Raw genomic sequence first — 15,702 nt, 5'->3', positions numbered from 1 at the left:
CTTAGGAGCGTCATCTTTAAGTCTATAACCTTCACCGATTTGCGTTTTGTTAAGAGTGTTTACTACATGAAAAAGCTTGAATTCATTCGAATCCAAGCTTTTTCATATTCCATATAAGTAACGTTTTTTAACTATGCAAACTTCCTTTCAACCAAGGACGTTGCCGATAAAAGCCGATTGGAATTTGGATAAGACTCGTTTTTTCTTCTGAACCTAGCTTGTAAATTTCATCACACAAATTGACATCGAATCCAAGAAGCGGGTGCCCTCCGAGTTCTATAGCAGAAGCCGCTAACAATAATTTTTGTACAAGGATGCCCGCTTCCATCTGTTGAATGCGGTATCCTCTATATCCAAGTTCTGTTTTAAGATGATTTTTATCCCCTACTACATGTAGACAAAGCGGTACTTGGAAGAGGTTCACATTGTGGAATGTCATACCGCTTTGCAGTAAGAAGCGATGATCTCCAAGATGTACTTGTCGTAATGCATGAGCATCGCTGTCATAATGATAAGCGCCGTTTGGGATCCCTTCAACACCAAATAAACATACGTATAAGGAAACACGGGATACGAGTTCTTCATGCTTTGTATCTAAATCGTTTTGATAGGCAAAAGAAGCAGTTGCTTCATGCAGTAACGTAGTCAATTGATCTTGACTCATTTTCCGAAATGTAAAATCCATTTCCGGTGAAAATCGATTTTGGCAAGCAGCTGTTAAGTCGTACGACATTCGCTTTATACGGGGAAGAACTAACGCTTGCCCATCACGCATTCTATTCGTTTCACTCTTGATTTTTTGAAACGATCGTGTAGATGCAAGCATAGATGCTTCATTCATTTGAATCAGCATGGGATACTGTGCAATCTTTCGAGATTTGACATAGTGATTGTGATGAATAATTGGTAATTCATCACATAATTGAGTAGCAGAGACTTCTTTATTCATAGCATCATTTTCTTTATTGAACTGTGGTGCTACAGAATTGACCGATAGAGGGATAACTGCATATACACTCTCCTCTTGTTCCGATAACCCGAGTAAATGATTGATGGCCCGGTCTAGAAATTGAAAATGCACACTTGGTGTGAACTGAAATCGTTTTGCTACTTCTAGCAATTGTCCGATTAACACACCTGCATCTAATCCTTGCAGACGATAAGAAAAGTTATGGTATTTAAAGAAATTTTTCCAAAACATTGTCGATACAAAAATAACACCGAAACAAGCGGATGTGTCACAGCTATTCCCAAGAGTTCGGGCTACATATGAATCAAAATTCCCTTCTCTTAATAATACTAAGCGGTGATGTGCTACATCGTAGTGGTAAATCCCAACAGGCACATTTTCCATCTTTAAATATATATACAATTCATTTGGATATAAGCCTCCGCCCGAGGGAACAAATCTCCGATACGACTGCATAACATTTATTTCTGGTGATGGTAAGGTTGACTGACTGAATTGAGTAAGCCCAAATACGTACCAAAGAAAATGACCGATTTCGCGAAGATTCGGTTCTGTTGATACTTCGAAATTTTCAAGTGTTAATGTAACTTCAGAAGATAACGGAATTCCCGGTAAGTCCCGATAAAGCTTGTAGGGAAGTGGCCCGTCTTCCCAGTCAACCTCCCAAGTCGAGGAGGTTGCTTCGTCATTAACATGTAAATTGTTCAAAAATGTCTCTAAACTCACCCTTCTCCCTCCTAATCATTACTTACGCAAACGGATGCGGATGTGGATTGAGTTGTTCAAACGCTAGCGAATGCTTCGTATACCCAAGTTTCATTGGCACGTGTAACACTCTCTCTAAACCTGTTAAGCGCGTAAGATGATGCCCAAATGTCATTGGCAACATTCCTGGAATGAGTACTTTCACACAATGTAATCCATTTCGCATTATTTCTGGTGTAGTCTGATCTACCACAATCACATCGAGGTTTAACTGGTGCAACATCTGAAGCATTTTTCTTAAATCATCTGTCAAATCCTCATGTCTCGTTTTCTGCTTGAATGCCTCGGTAAATGTTTGTAACGGTCGATTATTATCTAGCAAAAACTGAAATCGTTCTTCTGCTTCTGGCAAAGCACATACCATAGGATGGTCATGCATTTGCTTCACGAGAGAAGGATTGTGGAACATCTGTACATATTTCTTGTGATTCGCCTCAAGTTTCTTATCAAGTGTTAACATCATGCCAGCTAATTCAAATATTGCACTTTTCACCCCTCGTACCGGATCTAAATGTGCTCCAGCTGCACAGAGAATATTCATCCCCTTCTCTTTCCTGTTTTTTGCCAATGCCCAAATGCTTGGAATTCCGTGTTCCATTGTCGAATTATACAAGTGTATATCATATCCCCCTACTGCACGCACACGTTCGACCATCAACTGCAACTCTTGATCAGCGCCAGAAGAAAGATCAAGACGCGGGAGGGAAAGCTTTGCATACCAAGTTAACAAAAATGAGTCACGTTCAATCACTTCTAAAATGCCATAAAAAATCGCTTCCTCTAAACTGCCGCCCAATGCGCAACCATTGGAAGTCTCATAAACAAAACCCTCATTACTACCTAAGCTATAATATGCGAGTAGTTCTGGAACTAAAATTGGACGTTCTTGTAAAAATGAATAACCCCATACCCAATTCATTGGACGATCTGGATGAAACGGTTTAAATGGGAAATTAGGTTGTAAATATTGTTCGTTTGCATGTACACCCACTTCAAGAGGATTAAGTGCTTGATGAGCTAAATTACGAAATGTGTCTTGAATGACTGTATGTTTCCCCCTGGGCTCTAGACCGCAATATCGCTCTAATCCTTCTAAAATAGCAGTTAATTCACTCGTTGCATATGAATGAGTCCGTCCAGCCGTCGGTTCATTTCCGAAGAGAAACGGAAGGTTCACACTTACATCAGCAAATGGAGGCGTAAGATCATACATTTTATCATTTAAAAACCCAGTCTCATAGTCTAGATAATCTTTAACTAGTACTTTACTTAGTTCAGATATTGAACGACAACGATAATTATCTAGGTTAACCTTTGGGCTTGATTGCAATGAAATTTTGGCTGAATGTGATGAATCATTAGGCATTTGGCTACAATTTGAGCATAAAGGATGAGGTAGAAAAAAATGATAGGAGCTTTTCAATGTTTGTAAATTAACGAAAAACATATGCTCTTCTAATCGTGTATGATTATCTTGTAAAATGGACTGCACTTCTTCTAGTAGAAGATGTGTCATCTGTAATAACCCGTTACTTGATGCCCATATGTCTCGGGGTATTTCCTTTTTTGTTGTTAGGATCTGCAATAATTCCCACATCTCTTTTGAATCATTTCCTGCAAAAGTACGGCGAATATCTGCGCATTGGGAACATCCTGGTGTGCCGGGACGAACTAGCGGACCGATTATTCCTTCTCCAAATGAAACGAAGGCTCGCAGCCATGGGATATTCGTTAATTGAAGCACACTTTCTGCCTGTTTATGAAAAGAAGGATTCCAAGTATCATGTAAAACGAGAACTAAATCGGTTGTTACTGGTATTTTCAAATCAAAATCCGTGTGTTGATTGATTTCATATTGCGCAGATAATTCTTCATATACACGATTTGCCAATAGTCCCTCTCCAATTATTAAAATGGAAGCGTTCACTGGGATTCCTCCTCTCCCAGTAATACTCCAAATAGTCCTGCCAGCTCCTCCTTCCAGACTTCTTCTAGCGATATTTCAAATACGTAAAGCCGCATTCCATCTTGTTTTAATGTCTGTTCAGCAGATTGTAATATTTCTTCTTGTGTCATGTTTTCACAAGAAGAAATAGCGAAATGTAATGGCAGTTTATTTTGTAATAAAATTGATGAAGTCTCTAGTGCTTGTGATGCGGGGCAATCATCACAATTTTGTGCTTCTGTAAGTGCCTGTTGTAATGCTTTGCGTAACGCTATTGTTTTATTCAACCCTACACTTCCGTACCAGCGATTATTCGTATTAATCCAAATAACAGGGAAGTTAAAAATAGCCTCTCCTAAAGCGATTGTAGGTGTTCCTTGCATTGTAGTAAGTGCTTGCAAATAAAAGCTGCAGCGTTCATCCTCTACTTCATCTAATTTTAGCGTGGAAACAGAAATTTTTTGTTTTATTTGTCTCTTACGAAATTCTTCATCCAAACATTTTTGTAATCCCCTAGACACACATTCTGCAATCGTATCCCCGGCTCCAAATCCTATAAATTGCTCATGTTTAGAAAGCATTGAACTAGCAATTCGCGATATATAGGTCTCAACTCCGGCTAATCCAGCTTCATACCTTGCTTCCATATGGGTCAAACCTGTACAAATCATATCTGGCAATAATTCAGCAGGGCCTTCTGACAGCGGATCAACTGTTTGAATGCGACATTGAGCCAATGGCAGCTGTTTTAAGTCACCTGCTTCCCAAATATGAAAAATCCCTGCTTCTTTTGATACAAGGGAATTCAAATTCAGAGTAGATTCATTCCATTCATTTTCACTTGATCTCTGTTTGTTTCTCGTATGGAAATCTTGAACCCATCTGATTTCCATCTTCTCAGTTACTAAGGGATGAGGTAAAAAGGAATGCCAGTTTCCTTCTAACGTTTCGGAATTTAACAGAAAAAATTGATTTGTTTGCGTATGTTTCGTTATATCTGTAACCTTTTTGAACAGTTCAAATACAATTACATTTGCTAACATTGCTTCCGTTGTAGAAGAAAAAGTGTGTTCCCCTGAAGTTTTAGAAAATGCAGACTTGTGTAAACGTCGCCAAGCTGATTCCCAGCAAGCATCATTTTCTGGGTGTACGAGTGGCCCAGCTAATCCGACTCCTTGCTTAGATATGGCAGGGATGAAAATCTTTTTTTCTTCTTTACAAATAGCATGAAGAATTTTTAATTCCTCTATGTCTTCTCCTTGTGATATATACAAAATCGCCTGAAATGGCTGCACTGCATCTTTCAAACCATTTCTTTTTTCTTTTTGCAAAAAAATTTCTTCAATCGCCACTTCAGGATCTGTTTTTTGTGCATGTGCTATTAATTCTTTTAATCTTCTTTTATTAGTTTGAACGGAATCAATAATTAGCATCTGGAATTGTGGTAATCCCGATTCAAGTAACGCAGAAACTAGGGAAACAAAAAAAGAACCAGAACCAACAACTAATACTTTCGTTTGGCGATAAGATTGAAAACGATATGCACCTGAAACGCCGAGGTTATCTAAAAATTCAATTTGAGATGCGTATTTTTTAAGAATATGTTCTGACAATTGGTGTGGATGATCTTGACTTATGTCTGTTGCAAATTCATTTTGGTACAGTATTGCTGCTATTTCAAATACTCGCTTTCGATATAGCTCAGGTAAGCCATCTGTCAAATTCCCTAATGTATTTTCCCCATTAAACATCGGCACCAGTTTTTCAATCCATTGATTGATTGATTTTCCTTCCATACGGAATGAACTGGCATTATTTCTAAAATACACTTCTCCTTTTGGATTAAAGAAAAAAAAAGTATCTCGTTTCATTTTCAAACGCGTAGAAGAGTTTAATTTTGTCATTGTACTCCTCCTTCACTGTTCATTGCATTAAACTGTCATCATAACAATTTTATGTATCCTATTTTTTCTTATGTCAAACGGAAAAAAAGAAGAGTGGTTGATTATACTTAAAGAAAAGTGTCTCTACAATAAAAATCATGTAGAAACGCTTTTCTTTAAGTAAAGTTTCAATTAAAAAATTGGGATTAAATAATCCATATTCCGTCCCACCAGAATCCGCCGCCACCACATCCTCCGCAACCACCACAACCGCCACAGCCAACGCATCCAAAGCATCCAAAGCAACGGAATCCGCCGCAACGTCCGAACCCTCCACAACGACCACCACAACCACCGCAGCGGCCACAACCGCCGCAACGACGAGTATAGTCTTCTTCAATATAGTATGGAGAAGGAGTTTGACTATCCCAGTACACAACATTTCCAGTCTGATAATCATTTAAATTTAACGTTTGAAGTTCTTGTTGAAAATTATTCATTTCATAACCTCCATGTATATACTTTGCAAGTCATAACAAAAAACGACTTGTAACAAAAGGGACGATAGACCATTTCGAATTGCACTCCCCAACAAAGTATGACCTAAAATTAGGTATTGTGACTTGTTCAAATGCCTAATTTAGAATTATGTAATTTCACGTATGCTCTTCTAGCTTTTATAAAAAGAAAAAACACACTCTATGTGTGTTTTCAAATTTATAATTTCATTAACAATGTTTTTATATCATATTGCCCTAAGCACCAATTATATTTATCTTTAATCTGTATAGGAACCGCAGTTAAATCTACTACTTCTTGAAATCCATGTTTACTATAAAAAGGTTTTAAATGTTCAAATGGAATGCAATATACATTTTGAATTTGAAGTTTCCGAGCTTCATTAATTAGAAATGCAACGATGCTATCAGCTATTTTCTTTCCTCTATAGTCTTCTAACGTATATATTCCACCCATTTCAAAGCTACTTTCATCAATTTTTACTAATCTTCCTAAGCCGGCTCTTTGACTATTAAAATATGCAATTGCAATCTTTTCATTTTCTAAATGTGATGGTACAAAATCAACCTTTTCGTATTGAAAATTAACCCATTGTAAATCATCAAGTTTTGCTTTCTCTATATGTAACATGTTAGTGACCTCCGTTTATTTCAAAGTATTCTATTACCTACCGTTATAAACATAAGGTCCCCCAAAGCTTATAGAATACTTTGGGGGTAATTTTTATTCTATATTCTGGTTCATTCTACGCTGCACTGTAACGCTTACTTCAACTTTTTTGATCGGTAAAAACGTTCCGATACAGGCAATACATGCACAAGCTGCAAAAACAAATGGCATTGATTTAACAGCGACGAATGATAGTGTTCCGAAAATAATAAGATCTAATATCGAATCTAAAACAGACAATAACGAAATCGTTGTTGCACGTACATGAGACGGGATCATATCATTACTAAGCTGCGAGTATATCGGATATCGAATTGCACGTACGAACCGTAAAATAAAGAAAGCTCCTAATACAACCCACAATGTATCTCCAAAAAATGTTGATAATAGTAAACCACTAACAGCTAACCCACCTGTTACATTCATTAACATTGTACGTGAGAATCTACTAGTAAGCCATCCGATTGATATCGAAGAAAAGTATCCAAGGATAGCAGCTAAAGCATACATAATGCCAATCGCAAATACAGGAAGGCCTGCGTTCGTAAACAACGGTTGGTTAAAAGCGTCATATACTGCACTTGCTGGAATAAACACAAGCGAGACGTTTAAAAACATAATAAGTAGTTTTGGCGCTTTACGAATAACCCGTATTCCTTCAATTATTTGTGAAAAAGATTCTTCTCGGTAAGATGATAGTTTCTTTGGGCTCTTGATGAAAAATAGTAAAGCAAGTTCTACCAAATGGAAAACTATTCCAAGAACAATTAAAAGTGTAAATTGTTCTTCTCGTAAGTCTTTAGCGAAATACGAACCGAAAATGACAGCGATTAACATGGAAATAAAGCCTGCTGATTGGATTTTCCCCATTGCTTGATCCATTAAATGTTGCTCATTGTTTTCTTTTAACGATTCATAAATTAGCGCTTCATCTGCACCGGAGAAAAATGTAACTGACAAACCGTTCAATAAACTGTATACACAAAATAACCATAGATTATCTGCAAATAATAAGATAGAAATGCTGACAGTTTTTATGATAGATCCTGTCAAAAATGATAATTTTGCACCGAATTGATCAGCATAAACACCTGCTGGGATTTCCCCAATAAGTACTGCCACGCTCCAACACATCATGACAATAAATATATTTGCTGCCGTTAAGCCTTTTTCCATATAAAAAAGCGTCATTACGGGCTGTAAAAAGATAATCGTTCCAAAAAATTGTACCCAAAATAAAATCGAAATATTATGCGTTGCGATTGTTTGTTTCTTCAATTGTTCTCCTACTTTCCGTTATTCATTTTTCATAATGGATTTAGGAAGCAGGAGTGTTATATTACGTTAGTCGATATTCACTCCTCTTCCTACGCTTGAAAATGTTTTTAGTGTTTTTTGCATGTTATTTCCTCCTTCAATATAGATAGGTTTATTATAACAATTTTCTTAATATTAAAGAAACGTTTTTGGAAATCATGATAAGATTGTAGGAACGTGTAAAGTAGTATATAATAAAAAACAATAAATGATTATTTTAGGTATTCCTAAAATAAAGGAGCGATACATATGAACATTACTATTTATTTTGGAAGCCATGAAGATCAAGAAGTACGTACAATGGATTGCCATTTAGATGTCGAAGATGCTGAAGAAATTACATCTATTTCTTAATATAAATATACATAATATTATGGGGAAGTTCTCTTCCCTATTCTTTATTAAGATGCCTTTTTAAGGCATCTTTTTTGTTTATTTTTGAGGATAAAACATTTACTTTTTAACGAATAAATAGTACAATATGAATACAAGAACAAATGTTCGCTTTTGTGTCTCATCCCCCTTTGGGATAGATACTAGGAAGGATGGATTTCATTGGCTCAAAATAAACGCAGAGGAAGAAAAAAGCATACTCCGACTATATCAAATACAGGCTTTATTGGCTCTGTGTTTATCGATACATTAGAACTTCAAAAAAAATCATATTACTTTTCTCGTAAACGACTGCATATTGCGCATCATGTATTAGATGGTCTTGCACAAGCAACAAGTTCTCTTTTCGCTGAACATCATGTTTCTGCTTACTTATCGTGTGTGTATCTACATAAACAAAAGAAAATTGGGTTTGTTCTTTCGACGAAACCTTTTAAAGAAGCTGAAGGTGTTGCATATTTTAAAAATTATTTAATTGAAAAGAACTTTTATAACGGAAATATTGAAGAAGAAAATTATCAAGAAATTTTTAACACTGGTTTTATTGGTGTTGTTTTTGCAGATTTATCAAGCATTGATCGTTTTAATTTTGATTTTGAAATGACTCTTTTATCAAAGTTAATGAAAGACATGATTATTCCAGTTAAAGAGTTATTTTTACGTAATAAAATTCCAGCATACATTTCTACTGTCAATTTGGAAGATCAACAAAAATTAGGGTTTGTTTTATCTGTAAAGCCATACGATGAACGTTCTGAAGCAGATTTGTATTTTGAAATGTATTTGAGAGAACGTGGTTTATATATTGGTGATGAAGAAGATGATATTGATAAGATTGTCATTCGAAAAAAAGTTGAGATATTATAACAAAAAGGATGGTTAATATATAATTAGCCATCCTTTTCGCTTAAACTATTTAAAGTTTTCATTTTCTAATACAACAACATCTTTATTTGTTAATCTTCCAGCTTGTTTTGTATATTCTACAAGCCTGATAATATTATCACAGGCTTGTTTTGCACCGAAAACTAATAATGGCACACCAATAAAATCAATTTTTAATCTTCTCGAAAATAAACCACCGATCGTCATCGCAAACGGTACAGTTGGTGATGTGTTAGAGAACACAATTTTTTCGTGGTTTTGATATTTATCTTGTAATAGTATACTTAAATTTTTTAAAGCTGGAACTACAACTTTAGATGCACCATGACCGACTGTATAAACAGGATCGCCGTTTTCATCTCGTCCGTGAAAAATAATTTTCCCCATATCGGAAGTTTTTAGTTTATTAAAATAATCAACGTTTAATATCTCGTCTTTCGTAAGTTTCCGATCCGTTGGTAGTTTTTTTAAATGATACGCTGCCGCTAATGAAGTTGTATGTGTTCCGCCATAATCAGTATAAATATAAATCATCATATCATCCTTTAAATTGATATTCATGATGATTATTGTTACCAATATTTTGTGTTCTAATCTAAAAGTAGTATATAGCGTATTTATAAACAGCAGACAATTTAAGCTGTATGATTGTACTTAGATAGTATTGGAATTCGTTTTGTTATTTTAGCATAAACTTGATACATGAGACTTGCCAAAGGTTCTACTTTGTTTGTATATTTAACGACTAAAGCACTTGTAATGAAAGATAAAACAGCTCCGCCTATAATATCTGCTGGATAGTGGACGCCAACATATATACGTGAAATACCAACTAGTATAGCCCAAAACAATGCGATATTTTCCCAAGCTTCTCCTCGTAAAATCATTGTAAATGCTATAGAAAATACAAGTACAGCATGATCACTTACAAACGAGGAATCAGCAGCGTGTGGTACTAATTTGTGCACATGATATGTGACAAATGGTCGTGGATGATAATAAAGTGCATGAATCAAAACATTTACAAGTAGTGCTGTACAGACAGAAAGGGCTGTGTACAAAACTGTATATTGTTTACGAATAGCTGTTTCTTTTTGTCCATTGCTAAACCATAAAGAAAGTATCAAGATAATTGCAACATATGGGGCGCTGCTTGTAATAAATATCATCCCTTTGTCTAACAAAGCGGAGGATCCTGCCCAATTATTAATCCAGTGGAATATTGTGTAATTCATATAAGCCTCTCCTTGTTTACATTCAGTACGTAATTACCTATTTCGTTGATTTACTCAGTATACACTGGCAACATGAAATGTTCTTAAATTTTTTCTCATCTTTTTCTCATTTTTCTTCGGTACTGATAAAATTTATAATAAGTCCACAAATAAAAGCGAGAAGTATGCAATCTACTTCTCGCTTTTTACACAATAAAACAATAAGGTAACTGTCGTTCCCTCTTGTTCTTTGCTGTCTATCATAATACGTCCATTGTATTTTTCTACAAGACGCTTTGCGATGGAAAGTCCTAATCCATTTCCGCCTTGTTTTCGGCTTCTTGCTTTGTCGACTCGGTAAAAACGATTTAGTACATACGGCAAATCAGACTCTGGTATTCCGACTCCGCGATCTGTAATGGTAATCTTAATTTTCTCTCCTTCTACCTCGCTTTGCAAGCAAATGTATTTTTCATGTTCTTTTGTATATTTGATCGCATTATCTAGTATAATAACTAAAATTTGTTCAAGATAAGAAGCGGGAATAGAAATACATGCATGATTCGCGTGTAATTGTCTCTCAAAGTGAAAGTTCGCATGCAGCAATTCGAAATTTTGCGTAACTTGTTCTATTACTGAATTTACATGTACAGGTTCGGCTGCAAGAGGATACATTTGTTCCGATTCTGCCCGGGATAATTCTAATAACTCTGACACAAGCTTATTGAGACGATCTACTTCTTTTAAGCTGGAATCTAACGACTTTTGTAATATAGCAGGGTCATCTTTTCCCCAGCGGTTTAACATAGAGAGATGTCCTTGTATAATCGCAAGTGGTGTGCGTAATTCATGGGATGCATCTTCAACGAATTGCTTTTGTTGCATAAAGGATGTTTCTAAATTGTCCATTAGCTCATTAAAAAGCAATCCGAGTTTGGCAAATTCATCATTGTTTTCGTGAATTGGTACCCTTTCTTTTAATCCATTTGTCTTAATTTTGTTCATCGTATCTGTAATAGCTTGCACACTTAATAGAAGTTGCTTCGCAAGAATGGTACCGCCTAAAAAGCTAAGAAGCAATCCCCCTATACCGGCAGCGATCATAACAAGAAAAATAAGCTTCATTAAATGATCAAAAGCTTCAAAGTTTTGTGCAACTTCAATTGTGCCAGTAAATGTACGTGTTGTAATCGGCATGCGCTGTACAAATATTCTATCTTCAAGATGCCTTTTCATAGAAGTTTCAGGTCGATCGACGTGCTTTGACTTAACTAAATTCGGTTTAAAGTCACGTGAAACAGAGACAAGTTCCTTTCCTTTTGCATCCAAAATTCGAATCATTTGATGTTTATCATTTATAGTTGCAAGAAAATCCTTACTGTTTTCAATCATATCTGCAGAAAAATTTGTATTCTCATTCTTAAAATAAGCTTCTATTTCTGTTACTTGCCTGTTAATTTGTTTTTTTTCATAATCAAGCGTCCATTGGTCAATGATCACATATTGTAAAATATTATATAAAAAGAATAAAACAAATATTAATGTGCTGGACCATAGTGTTAATTTCCATTTTACAGGAAGATTTCGGATGCGATTTCTTATTTGCTTCATCATCGCATCACATATCCTACGCCTCTGACAGTTTGTATATACGTTTCTTTGTCTTGGCTATTCAATTTATTACGTAAATAACGTACATAAACGTCTACTATATTCGTCTCTACCACTGCATTGTATCCCCAGACTTGATCTAAGAGCATGTCTCTTGTTAATACGCGATTAATATTTTTCATAAACATCATAAGCAACTCGAATTCTTTATTTGTTAACTCAATTATCTCTTCTGTTTTTTGTAAAGTTCGAGACTCTACATCGAGTTCTAAATCTTTAAATCTTAAAAGAAGTTTATTTTTATGCTCTTCTTTTTGATTTCGTCTCAAAATTACACGCATTCTTGCTAACAGTTCTTCAATGGCAAAAGGCTTCGGTAAATAATCATCTGCACCGCTATCTAATCCGGTTACACGATCCATGATACTATCACGAGCTGTTAACATAATAATAGGTGTTTCTTTTGTTGCACGTAATCGGCGGCATACTTCAATTCCGTTAAGGCCAGGAAGCATTAAATCAAGAAGAATGATATCATAATTATGCTCAAGAGCTGTTTTTAATCCTTTTCTTCCATCATATACAACATCTACTGCATATCCTTCATATTTTAGTTCTAACTCTAAAAATTCCGCTAAACTTTCTTCATCTTCAATAATTAAAATACGTTGCAATATTATCACTCCTATACAGCAAGGTGAACGAGTAATCCAATTCCAAATATAATAGCCACAATTTGATGTGCTTTACGATACGCTATATATTTTTTCTTATCTTTCAGTTTGTGTAATAGTATACCTGCTATAGCGACAAGGACTAATCCAATTAAAGTGAAAATCCCACTATAAATCCGAATCATATGACGGCTACCTACTAATAAAAAATAGATCCCATGACTAGTAGCGACAGCAAAAATTGCATACCCGATAAACGTATGATACTGCTTTAATAACATATAAAGTTCTTTTGTATATTTGGCAACAGTCATTTTCTTTTTGTGCAAAAATAACCAAATATTACGAACTAACCATAAGGAACCAGCCGCAATTGCCCCGTATTCTGCAAGGGACCCAAGATTTTTATTCAATCCTTTTAATGCCATTTGATTTCCTACCATAAAATCAAACACTAACATTGTAACACTAAACGCAATAATACAGGCCCCTATAATTTTTATGGTCACATGAAAAAATTGATTGAGTAGGCCTCTTGACATTTTGATCCCCTCTCTCTGTAATTATGTAAAGTAATTATTTGTTAATATTCTAACCATAAAAATGGAAAAGACAATGAAAGGAAGATTAAAATTAGATGAGAAAATGCACAGTCGCTTCTTAAAGAAGCAAGGAGGATGGAAATCACTAAGTATCTTGACATGGATAAAAAATTGAAGAGTTTTTAATTAATTTGCTAGATAAAATATAATGAAAAAAGAGTAAAAGAATGTTTCTAATCAAAGACTAGTTCTCTTACTCCTATGTGCTTATAAACATAACGAACATATTTTTTGTATAAATCCATTTTGATTTTTCAACATTTGAGTTTCAGCTATGTAAAGGTAACCTGCACTCATTTTTTCTCTATGTTTTATCGTTACATGAGGTAGGGAGATGCTCTGTATGACCTCTCATAAATGTTTGTTTTTCAATTAAGAAGTTTGTGAAATTGGTAAGTGGATTTTCACTGAAGTCCCTATTCCAAGCTTACTCGTTATATGGATTCTTCCTTGATGACGTTCAATAATTTTATAGCTAATCATTAAACCAATACCCGTTCCTTTTTCTTTCGTGCTATAAAAAGGTTCTCCAAGTTTTATAATTCTTTCTTCTGGAATACCAATCCCCTCATCTGAAATACAAATCATGACCTCATTGTCACTTGTTTTCTTAGCAGTAATTATGATGTTTCCTCCACTTGGCATTGCTTCAATAGAATTTTGTAAAACGTTTATAAATACTTGCTTTAACTGTTTTTCGCAACAATCAATATATAAGAAGTTAGGATCTGGTTGGAATGTGATATGAATATTTGTCATAATTGCTTTTGTGTTAATTAATGACACAACATTTTCTAATATAAAATAAAGATTCTTGTTTTCAAAAGAGGTTATTTCAGGTTTCGCAATCGATAAAAACTCATGAATAATAGATTCAATACGCTCAATTTCAGAAATCATCAAGGGAAAATAATCTGTATCATTTTTCATTTGAATTTGTAATAATTGTATAAACCCTTTAATGACAGTTAAAGGATTTCGTACTTCATGTGCAACACCTGCGGCAAGTTGACTGACCGCGTCTAATGTGTCTGATTTATTTAATAGTTCGGCTGTTTTCCTTCGTTCGGTAATATCACGAACAATAATCATAATTTTATCTGTTAAAAGCGGTAAACATCGTGCTTCAAAATAATACATACTATCGTGCATCGGTAAAGAGTAGTCTACAATTTCTATAGAATGATTTTGTTGTACTTTTATAATTGCTTCTTGTAACTGATCGGCAACATCAGAAGGTAAAACATCTTGAAACTTTTTCCCCATAAATTCATCAATAGGCACATAAAATTTTGCTGGACACCCAGCCTTATAATCAACAATTGTTCCATCAAAATTTGTTAAAAAGCATAAATCTGGAAGTGCTTTAAAAATTAATTCTAACTCTGAGGATTTTTGAATGAGCTCCTCTTCAATCTTTTTTCGATGTGTAATATCCACGCCAATTGCCCAGTAGCTATATCCAGGAGCAGGAAATTCCTTTGATAGGTTTGACCACATAATTGTTTTCTTATCACCATTTTTACAAGTAAGCGTCATTTCCCAATCACGAAAGTTTTTACCGCGTATAGAAAATTCATGTAGCATTTGATTCCGATACACTTCATCAGGATAAAGAAGCTCTAATGCGCGAGGATTTTTAACAATTTCAGCTGCACTAAACCCTGTTACTAGTTCGCATTCTCGATTCCATATCGCAAGAGTACCTTCTTCAGTAAATGCATCAACCATCACAGGCATGTTTTGTAAAATAGTATATAGATTTTCCGCAGGTATCGATTGATTCTCCTGTAGTTCGTGTAATTTATTCATTCCTAAATTGGTCATAAGTGCTGCAAGAGATTTAAAATATATGGTGCAAGAATCAATATGATTGTGAGGAGAAAAGATGATGAAATCACCAATCTTATGTTCGTTAATCATAATTGGGACATGAATGTTTGTATGTATGTCAGTGGATTGTATGCCGTAATTAAATATGATCTCTCCATTGCAATCACGAAGTTGATGTGAAGTATGTGTTAAAAAATAAAATTGTTCTGCCATTTTCTGTATTTCTTTAATATCAATTAGCTCTGTAAGCCGGTACATATCCTCCAACCCCTATTTTTGTAATTCTAATGTAGCTATTAATTTTTCAATTATGTTTAATTTTTAAATTTATTCAACTTTTCCATTATACGAATTAAATTCATCAAGGTACATAGAAAAATAGAGTTATTAATGAATTTTTTTATTTTTCAACACGAAATATA

General features: G+C 34.8%; 13 protein-coding genes. 1 reads left to right on the top strand and 12 read right to left on the bottom strand.

Features of this window, described 5'->3' with window-relative positions; all coding sequences use genetic code 11:
• Nucleotides 1–127: 127 nt before the first annotated feature.
• The 6 genes from V7024_RS17870 to V7024_RS17845 form a co-directional block, all read right to left on the bottom strand.
• Entirely contained in the window at nucleotides 128–1,696 is a 1,569-nt protein-coding gene (locus V7024_RS17870; protein ID WP_335522331.1) for a SagB family peptide dehydrogenase, read from the bottom strand.
• A gap of 22 nt (nucleotides 1,697–1,718) precedes the next feature.
• Entirely contained in the window at nucleotides 1,719–3,662 is a 1,944-nt protein-coding gene (locus V7024_RS17865) for a TOMM precursor leader peptide-binding protein (RefSeq protein ID WP_335522330.1), read from the bottom strand.
• Entirely contained in the window at nucleotides 3,659–5,584 is a 1,926-nt protein-coding gene (locus tag V7024_RS17860) for a putative thiazole-containing bacteriocin maturation protein (protein ID WP_335522327.1), read from the bottom strand. Before V7024_RS17860 ends, V7024_RS17865 begins: the two co-directional genes overlap by 4 nt.
• 185 nt (nucleotides 5,585–5,769) lie before the next feature.
• A complete protein-coding gene (locus tag V7024_RS17855) occupies nucleotides 5,770–6,063 on the bottom strand; it encodes a heterocycloanthracin/sonorensin family bacteriocin (protein WP_335522325.1) in 294 nt (97 codons plus the stop codon).
• Nucleotides 6,064–6,280: 217 nt separating this feature from the next.
• Nucleotides 6,281–6,712 carry a GNAT family N-acetyltransferase gene (locus V7024_RS17850; RefSeq protein WP_335522323.1) on the bottom strand — a complete coding sequence of 144 codons (432 nt, stop codon included), beginning with the start codon at nucleotides 6,710–6,712 and terminating at the stop codon, nucleotides 6,281–6,283.
• Nucleotides 6,713–6,805: 93 nt separating this feature from the next.
• Nucleotides 6,806–8,029: an MFS transporter gene (locus tag V7024_RS17845; protein ID WP_335522321.1), complete on the bottom strand. Its 1,224-nt coding sequence runs from the start codon at nucleotides 8,027–8,029 to the stop codon at nucleotides 6,806–6,808.
• 594 nt (nucleotides 8,030–8,623) lie between these two features.
• On the opposite strand from V7024_RS17845, the gene V7024_RS17840 reads away from it, so the two are divergent.
• Nucleotides 8,624–9,328, top strand: coding sequence for a hypothetical protein (locus V7024_RS17840; protein WP_306197412.1), 705 nt, complete (start codon nucleotides 8,624–8,626; stop codon nucleotides 9,326–9,328).
• A 45-nt stretch (nucleotides 9,329–9,373) separates the two neighbouring features.
• Here the strand turns inward: V7024_RS17840 and V7024_RS17835 are convergent, their stop codons facing one another.
• The 6 genes from V7024_RS17835 to V7024_RS17810 form a co-directional block, all read right to left on the bottom strand.
• On the bottom strand, nucleotides 9,374–9,880 hold the full coding sequence (locus tag V7024_RS17835; RefSeq protein ID WP_335522317.1) for a DUF3189 family protein: 507 nt from the start codon (nucleotides 9,878–9,880) through the stop codon (nucleotides 9,374–9,376).
• A gap of 101 nt (nucleotides 9,881–9,981) precedes the next feature.
• Complete coding sequence (locus V7024_RS17830) at nucleotides 9,982–10,581, bottom strand: undecaprenyl-diphosphatase (protein ID WP_335522315.1); 600 nt, start codon at nucleotides 10,579–10,581, stop codon at nucleotides 9,982–9,984.
• Between the two features lie 171 nt (nucleotides 10,582–10,752).
• Nucleotides 10,753–12,174: a HAMP domain-containing sensor histidine kinase gene (locus tag V7024_RS17825; RefSeq protein WP_335522313.1), complete on the bottom strand. Its 1,422-nt coding sequence runs from the start codon at nucleotides 12,172–12,174 to the stop codon at nucleotides 10,753–10,755.
• Nucleotides 12,171–12,845, bottom strand: a complete 675-nt coding sequence (locus V7024_RS17820) for a response regulator transcription factor (protein ID WP_335522312.1) — start codon at nucleotides 12,843–12,845, stop codon at nucleotides 12,171–12,173. The genes V7024_RS17825 and V7024_RS17820 overlap by 4 nt, the downstream gene beginning before the upstream one ends.
• Nucleotides 12,846–12,856: 11 nt before the next feature.
• On the bottom strand, nucleotides 12,857–13,387 hold the full coding sequence (locus V7024_RS17815) for a hypothetical protein (RefSeq protein WP_335522310.1): 531 nt from the start codon (nucleotides 13,385–13,387) through the stop codon (nucleotides 12,857–12,859).
• Between the two features lie 432 nt (nucleotides 13,388–13,819).
• Nucleotides 13,820–15,538 (bottom strand): PAS domain-containing sensor histidine kinase, encoded by a 1,719-nt coding sequence (locus V7024_RS17810; protein WP_335522308.1) that lies wholly within the window; start codon nucleotides 15,536–15,538, stop codon nucleotides 13,820–13,822.
• Nucleotides 15,539–15,702: the final 164 nt, after the last annotated feature.

It is taken from the genome of Bacillus sp. JJ864 (assembly GCF_036963045.1).
GTDB lineage: Bacteria > Bacillota > Bacilli > Bacillales > Bacillaceae_G > Bacillus_A > Bacillus_A pseudomycoides_C.
This window is presented reverse-complemented; position numbering and strand designations above follow the sequence as displayed.